This window comes from Roseateles sp. P2_H4, assembly GCF_056403315.1.
The window spans coordinates 1-17,919 of sequence record NZ_JBFUFR010000062.1 but is presented as its reverse complement, the minus strand read 5'-3'; the positions used below and the strand labels follow the sequence as shown (position 1 = coordinate 17,919).

11 protein-coding genes are annotated in these 17,919 nt (G+C 67.1%); all 11 read right to left on the bottom strand.

Going from position 1 to position 17,919, the window contains the following annotated elements; all coding sequences use genetic code 11:
* Window positions 1-94: 94 nt before the first annotated feature.
* Window positions 95-1,291, bottom strand: a complete 1,197-nt coding sequence (locus AC1DW3_RS28785) for a glycoside hydrolase family 5 protein (protein ID WP_477937370.1) — start codon at window positions 1,289-1,291, stop codon at window positions 95-97.
* Complete coding sequence (locus AC1DW3_RS28780; protein ID WP_477937368.1) at window positions 1,288-2,862, bottom strand: GH39 family glycosyl hydrolase; 1,575 nt, start codon at window positions 2,860-2,862, stop codon at window positions 1,288-1,290. The genes AC1DW3_RS28785 and AC1DW3_RS28780 overlap by 4 nt, the downstream gene beginning before the upstream one ends.
* Entirely contained in the window at window positions 2,859-4,445 is a 1,587-nt protein-coding gene (locus AC1DW3_RS28775; protein ID WP_477937366.1) for a family 43 glycosylhydrolase, read from the bottom strand. The genes AC1DW3_RS28780 and AC1DW3_RS28775 overlap by 4 nt, the downstream gene beginning before the upstream one ends.
* Window positions 4,442-5,881, bottom strand: coding sequence for an MFS transporter (locus tag AC1DW3_RS28770; RefSeq protein WP_477937364.1), 1,440 nt, complete (start codon window positions 5,879-5,881; stop codon window positions 4,442-4,444). Before AC1DW3_RS28770 ends, AC1DW3_RS28775 begins: the two co-directional genes overlap by 4 nt.
* Window positions 5,878-7,347, bottom strand: coding sequence for a GH1 family beta-glucosidase (locus tag AC1DW3_RS28765; protein ID WP_477937362.1), 1,470 nt, complete (start codon window positions 7,345-7,347; stop codon window positions 5,878-5,880). Before AC1DW3_RS28765 ends, AC1DW3_RS28770 begins: the two co-directional genes overlap by 4 nt.
* Window positions 7,348-7,422: 75 nt before the next feature.
* Window positions 7,423-8,784, bottom strand: coding sequence for a GH1 family beta-glucosidase (locus AC1DW3_RS28760; protein WP_477937360.1), 1,362 nt, complete (start codon window positions 8,782-8,784; stop codon window positions 7,423-7,425).
* A 16-nt stretch (window positions 8,785-8,800) separates the two neighbouring features.
* Window positions 8,801-10,078 carry a GDSL-type esterase/lipase family protein gene (locus tag AC1DW3_RS28755; RefSeq protein WP_477937358.1) on the bottom strand — a complete coding sequence of 426 codons (1,278 nt, stop codon included), beginning with the start codon at window positions 10,076-10,078 and terminating at the stop codon, window positions 8,801-8,803.
* A gap of 1 nt (window position 10,079) precedes the next feature.
* Complete coding sequence (locus tag AC1DW3_RS28750) at window positions 10,080-12,362, bottom strand: glycosyl hydrolase family 95 catalytic domain-containing protein (protein WP_477937356.1); 2,283 nt, start codon at window positions 12,360-12,362, stop codon at window positions 10,080-10,082.
* A complete protein-coding gene (locus AC1DW3_RS28745; RefSeq protein ID WP_477937354.1) occupies window positions 12,359-14,008 on the bottom strand; it encodes a DUF5597 domain-containing protein in 1,650 nt (549 codons plus the stop codon). Before AC1DW3_RS28745 ends, AC1DW3_RS28750 begins: the two co-directional genes overlap by 4 nt.
* A 53-nt stretch (window positions 14,009-14,061) precedes the next feature.
* Window positions 14,062-17,085 (bottom strand): TonB-dependent receptor, encoded by a 3,024-nt coding sequence (locus AC1DW3_RS28740; RefSeq protein ID WP_477937352.1) that lies wholly within the window; start codon window positions 17,083-17,085, stop codon window positions 14,062-14,064.
* Window positions 17,086-17,264: 179 nt separating this feature from the next.
* On the bottom strand, window positions 17,265-17,919 hold a 655-nt coding region (locus AC1DW3_RS28735), incomplete at its 5' end, for an apurinic/apyrimidinic endonuclease family protein (RefSeq protein WP_477937350.1).

The window sequence follows — 17,919 nt, the reverse complement described above, 5'->3', positions numbered from 1 at the left end:
CTGCGAGGCGCTCCCTAACAGGATAGTCGAACTGCTTTGAGCTCCGCCGATGCCTGCAAATCAGCGGTATGCAGTCGTTACGCCAGCGCGCGAGTCATTTGGCGGCATCGACGAGGGCGCTGATGATCTCCGGGTAGACCTGCGCGCCGCTCGTGCGGTTGAACAGGCCCATGCTGTGGTTCTCGGTGGCCGCGCCGGCGTCCCAGTAGACGGGCACGACGCCATGCGCCCAGGCGGAGCGGGCGATTGCCCTGTCCCAGGCGAGGCGGTAGGCCTCGGCACCGGGGTACTCGGTGCGGCGGATGGCGCCGAACTCGCCCAGGATGACCGGGATGCCCTTGTCCACGTAGGCGAGCTTCATCTTCTGGAACTGGGCGTCCGCGTAGGCCTCGTTGGCCCAGGTTTCGGTCGCCTTGGGGTCGGTCGCGCCGGCGCCCCATTGCCAGATCGTGCTCTTGTCGTTGAGCGTGAAGTTGTAGGGGTCGTAGTAATGCACTTCCATCATCAGCCGGTTGCCGGTGGTGTCGGTGGGCATGACGGCGAAGTTCACCGTGTGGTCGATATTGGTGTTGAAGCCCTGCACGACGAGGTGGCGCAGGGCGTTGTTGCCGCCGGTGGCGCGCACGGCATTGACGAACTGCTGGTTGAAGCCGTTCTGCACCGTGACGTACTCGGCCTTGGGTGTGCCGTAGTCGCCGTCCACCATGACCTCGTTGGTGCCGGCGAACAGCAGCGTGTCGTCGTAGCCCTTGAAGTTGTTGGCGATCTGGGTCCAGAACTTGGTGATGCGCGCATTGGCCTCGGCCTGACGCGCAAAGGTGGGCTGCATCCAGCCGCCGTCCCAGTGGATGTTGATGAGGGCGAACAGGCCGGCCGTCATCGCGTAGTCGACCACCTGGGTCACGCGCGCCATCCAGGTCGCGCTGATGACGTCGCTGGCGTCGGCGTACTGCTTCCAGGACACGGGGATGCGCACGGTCTTGAAGCCGGCGGCCTTGACCGCGGTCATGAAGGCCTGCGTCGTCGCCGGGTTGCCCCAGGCGGTCTCGCCGCCAATGGCTTCCAGCGAGTTGCCAAGGTTCCAGCCCGAGCCCATCAGCTTGGAGAGCTGCAGACTGGTCAGGTCGCGCATGCCGCTGGGTGCGGGAGCTGGGGCCGGAGCCGGAGCCGGAGCCGGAGCCGGAGCCGGTGCGGGGGCAGGTGTCGGAGCCAGCGTCGCCGCGGCTTCCGCGCCGCCGCCGCCGCAGCCGGCCAGGGGCAGCAGCGCGATGACTGCGTGACGCCGCTTCAAGCGCCCACCTTCTGCAGGCTGAGCAGCACGACGTCGTGACTGCGCAGTTTCAGGTTCACGCTGGCCGCGCCGGTTGCGCCGACCACCAGCTCACGCTGCACTTCGGGCTTGTCGGTCGTCAGCGCCTGCAGCTGGGCCAGTTGCTTCGCATCAAGGTTCTTGGGCGAGCCCATCTTCAGGTAGGCGGTGTGCGCGTCGTTGATCTCGTAGCCGGTGCGGCGCTGCGTCAGTGTGTAGCGGCCGGGCTGCAAATGACGCAACTCGACGGTGGCGGTGCCCGCCTCCCTGGCCGGCTGCGGCTTGCCGAAGAAGCTGCGGTTGCTGGCGGTCTGGTCGGGCTGGCGCCAGTCCCAGACGATGGCCTGCAAAAGGTCGCCGTCAACGCTTGCCCAAGCAGAAGCATCGCTTGTCGGCACCTCCTTGCCCTTCAGCGCGGCGAGGTACTTGTACGCAAACCACGCAGGCTTGCGGATGCCTTCGCGCGTCATCAGGCCGAAGCCGCCGTGGAAAGGGGCGTCCGGCGGGCCGGGCTCTTCGAAGAGGTCGCTGTAGACCCAGTAGCTCATGTGCTGGGCCAGGCCTTGCGAAGCTTTCAACTTGGTGAGCACGTAGGGTGCGCTCATGTAGGAGTCGTGGACCAGGTCGCGCGGGTTGTAGCTGGTGCTCCACTCGGTGAAGAACAGCGGCAGGCCGGGCAGGTGCGAGGCCTCGATCTCCTTGCGCACGCGGCGCACGTCGCCCACGATGGCGTCGGGCGACCTGGACAGCTTGCGGTCTTCCTTGCCGAACTCGTCGAGGAAGCCCTCGTCCACGCCGTAAGTGTGGGTCGTGATGAAGTCCACCGGCGTGTTCGTCGCCTTGGCATGCGCCAGGAACTCCGGCACCCAGGCCGCACCGGCCGTCGACGGGCCGCCAACGCGCAGTTGCGCGTCGATCGCCTTCATCGTCCTGGCGGTGCGGGTGTAGAGGTCGAAGTAGGCTTGTCTGTCGGCCTTCTCCCAGAAGCCATCCAGATTGGGCTCGTTCCAGACCTCAAAGTACCAGCTGCGCACCTCGACTGCGCCGTAGCGCTGCAGGATGTGGCGGGTGAAGGCCTCGATCAGTGCGACCCAGCCGGTAGCTTCGGGGTGGGAGGTGTTGCCTTCCCAGTAGAAGATCTTGTTGTCCGAGGTCTTCAGCGCCAGTGGCGTGAAGCCCAGCTCGACGAAGGGCTTGATGCGGCGGGCCAGCATCGCGTCGTAGAGCTTGTCGATGCCGGTGAAATCGAACACCAGCTGGCCGGCGGCATCCCGCGTGACCGTCTTGAAGACGTCGTGGAAGATGGCGTGGAAGCGCAGGTAGCGAAAGCCCAGTTCGTCCACGGCCGTCTTCAGTTGCGCGAGCGCATCCGGGCGGTAGGTGGTGCCGGGATAGTCGGCACCGACGCAGTGGTCGAAGAAGCGGTCCAGCGGCTGTTTGGCCTGGGCCACGTCGAGCACGATGCGGCGGGGTTGCTCGGCGGCCATGGCGGTGCGAACGAGCGGGAGGGAAGCTGCGGCGGCGAGCAGTTGGCGGCGGCGGGTGGAAGTCATGCAGGAAGTCCTCTGTAGACAAAGTTGCGGGCGCGCATCTCGCCTGGCCCGGCGCTGAACAGCGCAGGGCGCAGGCTGACGAAGCCGCCAAAGACGTTGTGATGCAGGCCGGAGACCTCCATCTGCCAGGAATGCTGTTTCCAGGTGGTGCCGCCGTCGTGCGAGTAGTGCCAGGTGACGACGTTCTCGCGGTTGACGAGGCGGATGTGCACACGGCGTGTGGCCATGTTTTCGCGCATCCAAGAGTGCTCCTGGCCGTAGCCATAGGTCAGCATCTGCGTCGTGCTGAAGCCGATGCCGACGTGGCCGCGTTCCTCGTAGAACAGCGCCAGGCCACCGTGGCTATTGGGGTCGTTTCCGCTGATCTCCAGCTCGACCGTGATCTCGTAGCTGCGGTCGCCCGTGGCGCAGGTCAGCGGTGACGAGTCGGGCAGCGACTTGCCCTTGCCGCGGATGATGAGCGCCTTGTCCTCGAAGCGCAGGCGCTTGGCCTCGTCCGGCCCGGGCGCGTGGAAAGCCCATTGCAGGCCGAGCTTGCCGCGGGAAAAGTCGTCGGACAGCGCAAAGCCGGCCTGGCTGGGCTTGCCACCGCGCGGCTTGGGCAGCGGGCGGTCCAGCGTGCCGCCCTTGGCGCGGAACCAGCCGTCCTTCGTCCACTCGATGGGCTCCAGCAGGGCCTGCCGGCCCAGCGTGCGAAAACCGTTCTCGTAGCCGTGATAGACCATCCACCAATCGCCCGCCGGCCCTTCGACGACGCTGGCATGGCCGCGTGACCACCAGGGCTCGCTGGCGCTTCGCGTGCGCACGATGGGATTGCTTGGCGCGTCCTCCCAAGGCCCGTGCACCGAGCGCGAGCGGGCGACGGTCACCATGTGGCTTGTCGGTGGCCCGGCGGTGCCGCCAACGGCGGAGATCAGGTAGAACCACTCGCCTCGCTTGAACAGCTTCGGGCCCTCGGGCGCGAACATCTCGACGACCCAGTCCTTGGGGTATTGCCAGGGCGTCCAGGCTTTCTCTTCCAGCGCACCGTCGGTCGCGAGGCCGTCATCCTTCAGCCGCACGCGGCGGCCGCCGTTGACGAAGAGGTAGCGCCGGCCGTCTTCGCCGACGACATGGCCGGGGTCGATGCAGCCGGGGATCTTCAGGTCGATGGGCGCGCTCCACGGCCCGCGGATGTCGTCGGCGTGGATGACGTAGATGCCCGTGCCGGCGTCGTTCAGCACCGGGATGTAGAGATAGAAGCGGCCCGCGTGCTTGATCAGGTCCATCGCCCAGACGGTGCCGATGGGCTGTGTCAGCGCGGCGGTGACGGGCGTCCAGTTCACCAGGTCCTGCGAATGCCAGATGACGGCGCCCGGGTAGGACTGGAAGGACGAGAACGTCATGTAGTAGTCGGCACCGTCCTTCAGGATGGTGGGGTCGGCGTGGTCGCCCGCCACGATGGGGTTCAGATAGGTGCCGTTGCCCAGGTCGGCCTTGCGCTGGCCTTCGATGCCGGCCGCGGAGCGCGGCGCGGCCAGCGCGGGGCTCACTGCAGCGCCGGCGAGTGCGGCTTGCACCGCCACGCGGCGCGACATGCTCATACCGTGCCCCGCGTCGATTCGAGCTGCCCGCGGATCTGCAGCATCCGCGCCTCTGTCAGCGGAAAGCGGAGGATGGCGATCAGCGCCAGCACCAGGCCGATGACGGGAATGCCCGACAGCAGGATGCGGATCCAGAAGATGGCTTCCGGCGTCTGGATGCTCTGCTTGGCATCGAAGCCGGTGAACTGCAGGATCCAGCCCGAGGCGCCCACGCCCAGCGCGATGCCGACCTTGGTGATCCAGGACTGGCAGGCCGAGAACGAGCCCTCGCGGCGCTGGCCGGTCTGGGACTCGTCGTAGTCCACCACGTCGCCGATGGTGGCCCCGTACAGCGTCCAGAAGCCCGCGCCGGTAAAGGCGACAAAGCCGCAGGCGAACAGTTGCAGATACGGCCGCGTGGGGTCGTACAGCCACCAGTCGCCGACGAAGGCGCAGATCGCCAGTGCCAGCACTGAGGCCAGGCCCGCGCGCTTGCCGTGCTGGCGCGCGATCCACGTGAAGAACGGAATGCCCGCGAAACCGAAGGCCATGCCGGCCAGGCCCATGGCGGTGTTCCACTTCGCCCCCTGCACGACATCGCCCTGGCAGACGTAGTAGATCGTCGCGTAGTAGCCCAGCGCGCCCACCATCGCCGTGCCGATTCCGTAGGCCAGGGCCATCAGCAGCACATGCCGGAAGGGCTTGCAGCGCAGCGTGCGCCACAGCGTGTCGGCAAACGGAATGTGCGTCTGCGTGCGCGACACCAGCTTCTCGTAGTAGCGCTCGCGCACCAGCAGAAAGATGGCGATGGACACCGCCACCATGATGGCGCCCAGGATGGCGCAATAGGTCTGCGCGCCGCGCAGGATGTCGGGCTTGCCGTCGGCACCGTTGAAGATCGACAGCGTCGTGAACTGCGCCGCGAAGAACATCGACAGCTCCGGCAGCTTCTGGATGGCGTTGCGGATGGCCATCACGGTGGTGCGCTCGTGATAGTCCGGCGTCATCTCCGAGCCCAGGCTCACCCAGGGCATGTTGAAGCAGCTCATGATGGGTACGTAGATCACCATGCTGACCAGCATGAAGATGAAGTACTGCGTGTCCGTCCAGCCCCGGCCCACTGCGAACATCAGCGGCAGGCCGATGCCGGCGAGCACACCGCCAACGAGGATGAAAGGCCGCCGGCGGCCGTAGCGCGTGCGCGTGTTGTCCGAGATCCAGCCGAAGACCGCGTCCGACCCCGCGTCGATGAAGATCTTGACCATCTGCACCGTGGAGATCAGGCCGGGTGCGACGCCGAGGAAGATGTTGAAGACCTGGAAGGCCAGCGACGGGTAGAGCCAGTGGCCCCACATGTCGAGGAAGGCGCCGAGGCCAAAGCCGACCTTCTGGCGCATGGGCAGGCGGTCGGCCGCGGGCGGCACGACCTGTGCCAGATGGAGAGTGCTGGCGTTCACAGGATCTTTCTGGTCTTGATGACGTCGGAGTAATAACGGGCCGACAGCTTGGGCGTGCGCACCTGCGTCTTGAAGTCGCAGTGGACGATGCCGAAGCGGCGCTGGTAGCCGTCTTCCCACTCGTAGTTGTCGATGAAGGACCACAGGAAGTAGCCCTTCAGCGGCACACCGGCGGCGATGGCGCGGTGGGCCTCGCGCAGGTGGCTGCGCAGGTAGTCGCGGCGGTGCAGGTCCAGCACCTCGCCGTTGACGACGGGCTCGTCGTCGTAGCCGCAGCCGTTCTCGGTGATGTAGAGCGCGTGGTGGCCGTAGAGCTCGTGGCAGAAGCGCGTGCCCCAGTAGATGGACTGCGGTACCAGGCGCAGCCAGGGGCTGTCGGCGCGCGGGTAGTTGACCGGGTGGGGCAGGGCCTCGTAGGCGGCGCCGTTCCTGCCGGCGCGCACGAAGGTGCCGGAGTAGATGTTCAGGCCGAGGAAGTCTGTCGGCAGGCTGATGAGGTCGAAGTCGCCGGGCTGGACGTCGGGCGCGTCGGCGCCGACGCGCGCCAAAAAGTTCGGCGTGTACTTGCCGGCATGGATGGCGCCCAGCACCTGGGCGTTGCGGTCGACGAACCAGGCCTTGGCGGCGGCGATGTCGGCCGGTGTTTCCGTGACGGGCACCGACACGCTGCAGTTGTCGGTCAGCCCCACCACCGCGCCCGCGCCGCCGAACTTGCGCACCGCGCGCACGCCGTGGCCGTGGCAGAGCAGTGCGTGGTGGTAGGTCTGGTTGACGACCTTGGCACTTTCCTTGCGGCCTGGCGCCTTGCCGCCCGTGCCGTAGCCCAGCAGCGTGAAGCAGACGATCTCGTTGAGCGTGATCCAGTGCTTCACGTCCTTGGCGAAGGCCTTGACGACGGTGTCGGCATATTGGGCGAAGGCATCGACCGTGACGCGCGAGGTCCAGCCGCCGCGGTCTTCCAATGCCTGTGGCAGGTCCCAGTGGAACAGCGTCACCCACGGCTCGATGCCGTGCTTCTTCATGCTGGCGAAGAGGCGGTGGTAGAAGTCCAGCCCCTTCTGATTGACCGCGCCGTCGCCGTTCGGGTAGATGCGCGGCCAGGCGATCGACAGCCGGTAGGTCTTGTAGCCGAGCGAGGCCATCAAGGCGAAGTCCTCGTCGAAGCGGTGGTAGTGGTCGCAGGCCACGTCCGGTGTGTCGCCGTTGTGGACCTTGCCGGGCATGCGGCTGAAGCGGTCCCAGACGGATTCGCCCTTGCCGTCCTCGAAGGCCGCGCCCTCAAGCTGCGCGGAGGCCGCGGCGACGCCGAAGACGAAGTCGGCGGGGAAGGGGCTGTCATATGTCAGCGCTGTCATCGCGGCTGCGATACCGCGCTGCGGCGTGGCGGCCAGCGAAGCAGTGGTCAATGCCGGCAGTGCGGCGGCGGCGAAGAGTTGACGGCGGCGCAGGGGGCGAAAGGATGTCATCTGCAAGGTCCTCGGTAGGCTGCATGGCGGACGGAAGCCCGCTGCGGCGCGAGGGAATATAGGACCTCCTTCATTTCAGAGGATTCGGCGTTCACGGATGACGTCGGCGTAGTAGCGCGCGGACAGCTTGGGCGTGCGCACCTGCGTCTCGTAGTCGCAGTGCACGATGCCGAAGCGGCGCTGGTAGCCGTCTTCCCACTCGTAGTTGTCGATGAAGCTCCACAGGAAGTAGCCGTGCAGCGGCACGCCGTCGCCAATGGCGCGGTGGGCTTCGCGCAGGTGGTTGCGCAGGAAGTCGCGGCGGTGCAGGTCCAGCACCTCGCCGTTCACGACCGGCTCGTCGTTGTAGCCGCAGCCGTTCTCGGTGATGTAGAGGGACTTGTGGCCATAGCACTCGTGGGCCAAGCGCGTGGCCCAGTAGATGGACTGGGGCACGAGGCGCAGCCAGGGGCTGTCGGCGCGCGGGTAGTTGACGGGGTTGGGCAGGGCCTCGAAAGCCGCGCCGTTCCTGCCGGCGCGCACATAGGTGCCGGTGTAGATGTTCAGGCCCAGGTGGTCGGTGGGCAGGCTGATGAGGTCGAAGTCACCGGGGCGCACATCCGGCGCATCGGGACCGACGCGTTCGAGATAGTCGGCTGGGTAGTGGCCGGCATGCATGGCGCCCAGCACATGGGCGTTCTTCTCCAGGAACCAGGCCTTGGCGGCGGCGATGTCGGCGGGCGTCTCGGTGACGGGAATGCAGACGTCGAGGTTGTCGGTCAAGCCGACCTGCGCACCGGTACCGCCGAATTCGCGCACCGCGCGCACGCCGTGGCCGTGGCAGAGCAGGGCGTGATGGAAGGTCTGGTTGACGACGGCCGCGCTCTCCTGGCGGCCCGGGGCCTTGGTACCCCAGCGATAGGCCAGTTCGGTGAAGCAGCGGATCTCGTTCATCGTGATCCAGTGCTTGACGACGCCGCCGAAGGCCTTGACGACGGTGTCGGCATAGCGGCCGAAGGCGTCCACCGTCACGCGCGAGGTCCAGCCACCGCGGTCCTCCAGCGCTTGCGGCAGGTCCCAGTGGAAGAGGGTGACCCAGGGCGTGATGCCGTGCTTCTTCATGCTGGCGAAGAGGCGGTGATAGAAATCCAGCCCGGCTTGATTGAGCTCGCCGTCGCCATTCGGGTAGATGCGCGGCCAGGCCAGGGACAGGCGGTAGTACTTCAGCCCCAGCGAGGCCATCAGTGCGAAGTCCTCGTCGAAGCGGTTGTAGTGGTCGCAGGCGACGTCGAGGGTGTCGCCGTCATGCACCTTGCCGGGTTCGCGGCTGAAGCGGTCCCAGATGGATTCGCCCTTGCCGTCGGTGAAGGCGGCGCCCTCGATCTGCGGGGCCGCGGCGGCAACGCCGAAGAGGAAGTCGGCGGGGAAGGGGCTGGAGTAGGTCAGGGAGGAAGTCATGAGAAGGCTGTTGCCGTCAGGGCGCCAGCATGGGAGTCAAAGTGGTGTCCAGGCTGCGGGCCCAGATTTCGTAGCCTTGGGGACTGAGATGCAGCCAGTCCGGCAGGATGTCCTTGGACAGCGTGCCGTCCGGGTTGGTGAGCTGCTTCCCGATGTCGAGGAAGACGACCTGGCGGCCGTCGGCAAGCGTGGGCAGCATCGCGTTGATCCTGGCGTTATGCCGGCGCATCAGGTCGTCGGGCTTTTCGCCGCGCGGGAAGAGGGCCAGCAGCAGCACCCTGGCCTGCGGCTGGCGCTTGCGGATCTCGTCGAGGTTGCGCTTGATGCCGGCGACGGTGAACGCCGGGTCTTCGAGCCGGTCGCCGGTGTTGTTGGTGCCGATCATCATGACGACGGCCTTGGGCGCCATGCCGTCCAGCTCGCCATGCTGCAGGCGCCACAGCAGGTTCTCGGTGCGGTCGCCACCAAAGCCCAGCGCGACGGCGTTGTACTTGGCGAAGTTCTGGGCCCAGGCGGCCTTGCCTTCGTTCTCCCAGCCCTGGGTGATGGAGTCGCCCAGGAAGACGAGGGCCACACGCCGGCCGGCGTCGCGGTGTGCCTTGATCTCGGCCAGCTTGGCTTCGTGGCGCGGCAGCCACCAGTCCACCGCCCAGGATTCCTGCAGGCGTTCGGGCGTCACCGATTGCGTGCGGTAGTCGGGGCAGGCGGTCGTCGCCTTGCCCGTCTTGTGGATGCGCAGCTTGCTGATCTGCACTTCACCACTGCCAGTGCCTTCCAGCGTGAAGGGCACGTTGACGGCGGAGAAGTCATCGCCCTCGCGCGCGAAGCATTTCAGCGCGAAGGACAGGTGTTGCCTGCCTTTGCCGATCAGCTCACGGCCGGCGAACAGGAAGGGGATCTTGCGCTCGCAGTCCTTGCCGCAGCCGAGCTTGAACTTCATGCCGCCATGGGCGAGGTCGATGACGTTGAGGTCGAACTCGACGGTGCCGGCGGCCAGGTAGGGGTTGAGGTTCAGCGGTGCGCCGTCCTGCCAGCGCAACTGCGCGATCCAGGAGTTGCTGAACTGCAGCGTCAGCGCGCCGTCGTCACCGCGGCGTGCCGCGACATGGCTGTCGGGCACGCGCGGGTTGGCGGGCTTGGGCACGGTCACACGATCGGTGTCGAGCTTGGCCTCGCCTTCGAAATCGGTGACGGCGACGGACCAGCCCTTGGCGGGGCGGCCGATGTCGAGGTCGAGTGACTGCGCTGTCAGTGGCAGCAGGGCAGTGAGTGCGAGCAGCAGAAGACGGTTCATGTCAGAGGAAGTCCTGGGCGTTCAGCTTGCGCGTCTGGCCGGGCTTGAGTTGAAGGTCGACGACGCGTTCGCCCACGCGAACGCGGCCACCGCCAGCGCCGGCCACCGAGCGCACGGAGGCGCTCGTGACGCGGCCGCGGGCCCAGGCGATGTCGACCTCGAAGCCGCCGCGTGCGCGCAAGCCCTTGACCGAGCCCTCGGGCCAGGCGGCAGGCAAAGCGGGCAGCAGGTCGATCACGCCGTCCTGCGATTGCACCAGCATCTCGGCCATGGCCGCGGTCGCRCCGAAATTGCCGTCGATCTGGAAGGGCGGGTGGGTGTCGAAGAGGTTGGGGTAGGTGCCGCCCTGATGAACCTCGGCACCGGCCCGGGCGGCCTTGGCGCCGGGCTGGGCCAGCAGGCCGCGCAACAGGCTGTGGGCATGGTCGCCATCGCGCAGCCGCGCCCAATAGGCCATCTTCCAGGCCATGGACCAGCCGGTGCTGACGTCGCCGCGCGCTTCCAGCGTCTTGCGCGCGGCGGCGGCGAGCTCGGGCGTGCGGGCCGGCGAGATCTGCCGGCCGGGGAAGAGGGCAAACAGATGGGAAACGTGGCGGTGGGTGTCCTTGGGCGTGTCCAGCAGCGGGTCCTTCAGCTCGTCCTGCCACTCCAGCAACTGGCCCCAGCTGCCGACGCGTGGGCCGGCGAGGCGGTCGCGCGTGTCAGCTGCATGCTGGCTGGCGGTGTTGTCGCCGAGCACTTTCGCTGCTGCGGCGATGTTGTCGAACAGGTCCCACAGGATTTGCTGGTCGTAGGCCACGCCGTCCTGGATGGGGCCGTGTTCGGGCGACCAGCCATTGGGCGCGACGAGCTTGCCGTCGGCCGTTTCCCTGAGCCGGTCTTCCCAGAACTCACCGACCTCCTTCAGCACCGGCCAGGCGATGTCGCGCAGGAAGGCCTTGTCCTGCGTGAAGGCGTAGTGTTCCCAGAAGTGGCGGGCATACCAGGCGTTGCCCGTCATGTTCCAGAGGTAGCCCTGGGCACCGAAGGGGTTGGTCTCGGTGCGCAGCGTCCAGCCACGCACGGGCTTGCCGGCGGCGGTGAGAAATGTCTCGATGGGCGGCTGCACCGATTTGTCCCACGGTGGCGTCTCGGCCGGCAGGGCATTGGCGTCTTTGAGCGCGAGTGCTGCACGATCGGCGACGGGACGGCGCCACTCGGGAATGAGTCGCTGCACGAAGCGGTGCAGCGGCCGCGCGGCCTCGGCCAGGTTGGTCGGCTCGGCCGGCCAGTAGTTCATCTGCAGGTTGATGTTGGAGTGGTAGTCCGCATTCCACGGCGGCGTCAGGCTGTCGTTCCACAGGCCCTGCAGATTGGCGGGCAACGAGTCACGCGAGCTGGAGACCAGCAGATAGCGGCCGAACTGGAAATAGAGCGCCTCCAGCTCGGGGTCGCCGCCGTCCTGGGTGTAGGCGGCCAGGCGGGCGTCGGTCGTCAGCGCGCGGCGCTCGGATGGGCTGGTGCCGAGGTCGAGCCGCACGCGACCGAGCAGCGTGGCCACGTCGCGCTCGTGTTCGGCGCGCAGCCGCGGCCAGGGCTTGGCGGCGGCGACCTGGGCCTGCACGCGCGGCAGCGGCGGCTGGCCGTCCGCAAAGCTGGTGCCGGCGGCCAGGATCAGCGTCAATGAATTGCAGCCGCGCAGGACCAGCGTGTTGCCATCGACGGCCACGCTGCCGCCTTCGTTGAGCACGCGCAACTGGCTCGCATAGGCCAGGCCATTGGGCAGGCTGCCGATGGCGGTCAGCGTCTGGTTAGCGGCACTCAGCGCGGCGCCGTGGCGGTCGGTCAGCGCGATGCGGCCGTTGTAGCGGCCGGGCTGGTCGGCCGTCAGCCGCCAGGCAATGACCTGGGCCGGGTGGCTGGCGATGGCTTCGCGGGTGAAGCGGACCCCAGCCTGGATATAGCTGAGGCGGTTCACTGCCCGCGCGAGATCCAGCTCGCGGCGATAGCCGCTCACCGGCCCGTCCTCGAGTTCCAGCACGACATCGCCGAACGGCTGGTAGGCACCCATGGCCTTGGCGTCCCCGGTCCACAGCGTGATGTCGTTGAACTGCAGCCGGTCGCGGGCGACCTGGCCGAACAGCATGGCGCCCAGGCGGCCGTTGCCGATGGGCAAGGCCTGCTGCTCCCAGCCCTTGGCCGTGTCGGGCGCCGGTGCGGCATAGCGCAGCACCCGCTCGGCAGCAGCCAAGGGCAGGGCCAGCGCGAGGCCGCAGGCCAGCAGCAGCGGACGAAGCAGGATCACCTGGCGCGGCCCATCTTGACCTTGAGCATGACGGGCTCGGCGGGCAGGTTCAGGCCGTAGTCGACCTGGTCACCATTCCAGACCCGCTCCATGACCCAGCGCCCCTTGTCGTCGAAGCGGCCCTGCTCGGTGCGCAGCATCATGCCGCTGGTGCCGGCGGCGGGCTCCATGCGCACGCGCACGCGCTGGCCGATGATGAGGAACTCGTCGGGTGCGATCTGAGCGATGGCGGCGCCGCCGTTGGGCTCTTCGGTGCCGGCTGCCGGCTTGGCGAACTCGCCGCCCCAGCTGGCTTCGCCGAAGCGGCCCAGGCGGTAGCTAAGCTTGGCCGTCCAGCCGGGGAAGTCCAGTTGCTGCGGCTTGCGGTCGTCGGCTTCACCGATGCCTTGCGTCTTGCCGTCGAAGGCCCATTGCGCCCACTGGCGCTGGATGGGCGCGAACATGCGGTAGACGCGCTCGAAGGGCTCGACGAGAGTCTTGTCGGTCGCGGTCGTGCCCAGCGGGTAGTTGGTGTAGTTGAAGTAGTCGATGCCGAACGGCGACACGCCGATGGCGCCGCGGCCCAGCATCGCGTAGAGGAAGCGGCCGTAGCCTGGCTTGGTGCCGATCTCGGGCACCCACAGTGCGTTGTCGATGCGGCCGAACAGCCGCAGGTTGGCGTTCACCTGATCGGATTCGACGCTGTAGATGTCGGGGCTGACGATGTCGAGCGCGGGTGCCGCGGCCTTGTAGATGTCGATGACGTCCCAGGTCGGGCCGCCGCTGGCGAAGTCCTTGTTCCAGGGCTTGGGCGGCTGCTCCAGCGGGTTGCGCAGCGCGTTGTTGACGTACATCGGCAGCTCGTAGACGGCCTTGCCGGCTGCGGCGATCTCGCCGATGTAGCGGGCGATCGCCCAGGCGTGGAAGTACTCGTCGGCGTAGTCGCCGTAGACCTCGCGCCAGTTGCCTGCGGTTGTGGATGCCGCAGCGAGCTTGGGCTTCTGACGGGCCAGCACGGCGGCCGGCACTGGCTGCTCGAAGGCGGCCTGCGCGGCGGGCGCGAAATCACGCACCAGGCCATAGGTGCCCACCTCGTTCTCGACCTGCACCATCAGCACGGTGCGCTCGGTCGAATCGATCTTCTTCAGGTGGCCCATCAACGCGACGAATGCCTTCTTGTCGGCCTTCAGCGTCTCGGCGCCAAACGGGCTGAGGCTGTAGTTGGGCTTGCCTTCGCGGTCCAGGTTGGCCGGGAAGCGCTTGGGGTCGAGCTTGACCCATTCGGGCGTGTACTGGGCACTGGTGTTCTTCCAGGTGGCGAACCACAGGATCACCAGCTTCTTCTTCTGCTGGCGGGCTTCCTTGACGAGGGTGTCAACGAAGCTGAAATCGAACTTGCCCTCAATAGGCTCCACCTGCTCCCATGCCACCGGCATCAGCACGGTGTTGGCCTTGAGGTCGTTGGCCGCATCCCAGACGGGCTGGAGGGCGCCGGGGTAGTTGCTGGAGTTGTGGGCCTGGGCGCCGAGGATCAGGAAGGGCTTGCCGTCGACGAGCAGCGCATGGCGGCCGTCGTGCGAGACCAGGCGCGGCGCCTCGCTCGCGAGGGCGGTTTGCGTGATGAGCAGGCAGGCCAGGGCCGCCGCCAGAAGGGAAGGGGTCTTCATCGGAACTCCGGAAAAGCCCGGCGGCGATTGCGCCGCCGGGCCGTTGCCAATACTCAGAAAGAGTAGCTGGCCTGCACCGAGTAGCGGCGGCCGGTGTAGTTCACACCCCGCGTCATGTAGCCGATGTGCTGCTGCATCAGCTGCCGGGCCAGCGCGTTGTTCAGGTTCTGCCCTTCCAGGCTGAGGCTGAACTGGTCGCTGACCTTGTAGGTGACGCCGGCATCGACCTGCCCATAGGAATCGCTCCAGGTGGGCAAGGCCCAGGCCACGCTGGTGCCGTTGGCCAGGCGGCCATCGCCGCCGTTGGTGCCATTGACGTTCACGCCCTGCAGGTACTTGGAGCGCCAGCTGTAGGCCACGCGCGCCGAGAACGGGCCCCAGTCGTAGAGCAATGCCAGGTTGTAGGCGTTCTTGGACAGGTTCACCAGCGGCAGGTCGCCGAAGCTGCGGCCGTCGGTGTCGCAGCCGTTGATGTTCAGGTTCAGGTTCTCCGCGCCGGTGCTGGTGCTCGAGCAGTAGGCATTGCTGACCGGGTTGTAGAGCTTGGTCTTGCTGTCGACGTAGGTGTAGTTGGCCTGCACGCCGAAGCCCGACAACCAGCCCGGCAGCATGTCCAGGTAGCGCTGGAAGGCGATCTCCACGCCGCGGGCGTGGCCCTTGGCGCCGTTCACCGGCGAGGTGATCGTGAAGTTCACCGGGTTGCCCGCGCCGTCGCGGATGGTGGCCACGGCGGACTGCCCGACGATGACGTCCTTCAGTTCCTTGTCGAACAGGGCCACCGTCAGCGATCCGCTTTTGGAGAAGTACCACTCGCCGGTCAGGTCGAGCTGGTTGGATTTCACTGGCTTGAGCAGCGGGTTGCCGTTGGCCTTGCCGTTCAGCGAGACGCTGTCGATGACGACGGTGCCCGGATCCGACGGCGTCGGGCCGGGAACGGTGTGCTGGGTGGTATCCAGCGACAGCGCCGTGTAGGCTTGCAGTTGCGAGAAGTCCGGCCGGGCCACGGCCTTGGCCAGGGCGGCGCGGAACTGCAACTCGTTGCTGGCCTTCAGGCGCAGGTTCAGGCTGGGCAGCACGTTGGTGTAGGTCTGTGCTGCGTTGATGGGAATGCCGAAGGCCGTCACGGGTGGAACGGTGACGCCGCCCTGCGACTGACCCGGCTGCAGCGTCGGCGCATTGTTCTTGAAGACCATGTAGCCATCGGCCTTCATGTCGGTGCGCACGACACGCAGACCGACATTGCCGTCCACCGGCATGGGCATGTCGTCGAAGCCGAAACGCAGCTGGGCGTAACCGGCCTGCGAACGCTCATGCTGATCGTTGGTGCCGATGGGGTCGGTGCCGAAGGTGGCCGGCGCCCAGGTGGCGCAGCCGCTGCTCCAGCCCTGCGCCGCGGCTTGCTCGGCACAAAGGATGTCGTGGTACTTGTGCAGGTCGGCGTAGCTGCCGGGGTAGCCCTTGGCCAGCGATACGTCCGGCACATAGATGGACGGCACGTTCTGGCCGCCGAAGAACTTCTTGAACTGGTGCAAGCTGACCGGCGCGTTGAAGCGCGGGTCGTTGAGGTAGGCGAGGTGGTTGATGTCCCAGCCGCGCTGCCAGGTCTGGGTGATGGCCGACCAGTTGTAGCTCGGCGAGGAGTTGATGGTCGTCGCGTCCTTGTCGGTCAGGCGGATGCCGAATTGCAGGTCCTGCAGCACCGGGTGATCGAAGTTGAACTTGGCATCCGCACGCCAGGCCTTGGACTCGGCCTTGCTGCGGTCCATGTGCTCCATCGTGAACGCCCAGTAGTAGTTGCCCTTGTCCTGCAGCGCGGCGAGGTCTGAAGCGTCGAAGACGACGCGCGGCGTCGAGCCGGTCAGGTCCAGCGTCTCCTTGGGCATCTGCAGGCCGGTGGCGACGGTGGAATCGAAGGCGTTCGTCTTGGACTTCACCAGTTGCAGATCGGTGCTGAAGCTCCAGCGGTCGCTGGCCTTCCACTTCAGGTTCCAGCCGAGGTCACGGGTGCGGGAGTCGCGCGTCATGTAGCGCGTGTCGGCACCGAAGTTGATGCCGCCATCGGTCGGGTCGGTCAGCGTGCCGGTGAGCAACTGGCCGTTGGCACCATAGGTGGCGCCGCTGCCGATGATGAGGTTGGACGGCGTGGACTGGGCGAACAGCGCGTTCTCGTCCCAGTGCATGCGGTACTTGGACTCGAAGTAGGTCAGCGAACTGCTGACGTTGTCCTTCTTCCACTGCAGCGCGCCATAGGTGCCCTGGCGGGTGCGGTCGAAGTTGGAGTCGCGCCATTGCGCGCCCTTGGGCGCCCAGTGCGTGCCGTCGACGTTGTAGTAGGGCTCGACCTGCCAGAGGTCGGTACGCGTCGTGCTCTTGCTGCGCGCCAGGCTCACGAGGGCGCCGAATTCCCCCAGGTCGGTGTTCCAGCGGTTGGACACCAGGCCCGAGGCGGCGGGGCTCCACTTGCCCTGCAGCTGGTTGTAGTTGCCGCTGATGGTGATGCCGCCCTTGAAGCCGGCGTAGTCGAAGGGCAGGGCGGTGCGCAGGTTGACCAGGCCGCCGATGGCGCCTTCGGTCTGTGCCGCGGACGGGTTCTTGTAGATGTCCACGCCGGCCATCAGCTCGGGCGGCACGTCCTCGAAGTTCAGCGCGCGGCCGCCGTTGGCAGAGAAGGTGTCGCGGCCGTTCACTTCCGAACGGACGTAGGACAGGCCGCGGATGTTGACGCTACTGCCTTCCACCGAGTAGTGCTCGGGGTCGCCCTTGGCCATGGTGCGGTCGATGGTCACGCCGACGATGCGCTGCAGCACCTCGGTGACCGAGCGGTCGGGCAGCTTGCCGATGTCGTCGGCGACGATGGAGTCGACGATCTCGTCGGACTCCTGCTTGATCTTCTGCGCTGACTGCAGGGCCGCACGGCGGCCGCTGACGGTGACGGTTTCGATCTTCTGGGTCTTGACCTCCGGCGCCGAGGCCGGTGCGGCGGGCGCGGGTGCGGTCTGCGCGAAGGCCATGCCGCTGCAAAGCAGGGCGGCCTGTGCGGCGGCCAGGGAAATGGCGGTGCGTTGAAGTGTCTTCACTGTGTCTCCTCTCGTTGTCGTGGGGCTCTTGGCCTGTGTCTTGGCTGGTTCGGCGGGGATGAAGGACGGGAATCAACATCGCCCCAGCCGACAGCCGCTGGGCTTCCGATCGAGGGGGTTCGTCATTGGCAGCGTTGTCGGTTGGGGCGTGTTGGGCGGGGTGAAACGGTGGGCCGTGGTCAAGCGCAGAAGCGGTTGACGAGGTTCTCGAAGACTTCCTGGCGGCCGGAGACCGGCGCCACATCCGTGTTCGCAATGAGCACCTGCTCGGCCAGGTCGGCGAGCGTGCGGCGGCCTTGCAGGATGTCCTGGCCGGCACTCGTGTCCCAGCCGGCGTAGCGGCTGTCCACAGCGGCCTTCAGGCGGCCGTCGTTGATCATCTTCTCGGCGATCAGCAGCGCCTGGGCGCAGACGTCCATGCCGCCGATATGGCCGTGGAAGAGGTCGGCCGCGTCGATGGACTGGCGGCGCACCTTGGCGTCGAAATTCAGGCCACCCGAGCCCAGGCCGCCGGCCTGCAGCACGTGGTACAGCGCGATGGCCGTCTCGGGCACGTTGTTGGGGAACTGGTCGGTGTCCCAGCCCAGCTGCGGATCGCCGCGGTTCATGTCCAGGCTGCCGAGGATGCCGAGAGCGCCGGCGGTGGCGATCTCATGCTCGAAGCTGTGGCCCGACAGCGTGGCGTGGTTGGCCTCGATGTTGACCTTGACCTCTTTCTCCAGGCCATAGCGCACCAGGAAGCCGTAGACGGTGGCGGTGTCGAAGTCGTACTGGTGCTTGGACGGCTCGCGCGGCTTGGGCTCGATGAGGATGGCGCCCTTGAAGCCGATCTTG

Excerpts from the sequence above, each read along its gene's own strand:
- AC1DW3_RS28780 (WP_477937368.1), bottom strand. The coding sequence starts at position 2,862 with ATGACTTCCACCCGCCGCCGCCAACTGCTCGCCGCCGCAGCTTCCCTC.
- AC1DW3_RS28775 (WP_477937366.1), bottom strand. The coding sequence starts at position 4,445 with ATGAGCATGTCGCGCCGCGTGGCGGTGCAAGCCGCACTCGCCGGCGCT.
- AC1DW3_RS28765 (WP_477937362.1), bottom strand. The coding sequence starts at position 7,347 with ATGACATCCTTTCGCCCCCTGCGCCGCCGTCAACTCTTCGCCGCCGCC.
- AC1DW3_RS28760 (WP_477937360.1), bottom strand. The coding sequence starts at position 8,784 with ATGACTTCCTCCCTGACCTACTCCAGCCCCTTCCCCGCCGACTTCCTC.
- AC1DW3_RS28755 (WP_477937358.1), bottom strand. The coding sequence starts at position 10,078 with ATGAACCGTCTTCTGCTGCTCGCACTCACTGCCCTGCTGCCACTGACA.
- AC1DW3_RS28745 (WP_477937354.1), bottom strand. The coding sequence starts at position 14,008 with ATGAAGACCCCTTCCCTTCTGGCGGCGGCCCTGGCCTGCCTGCTCATC.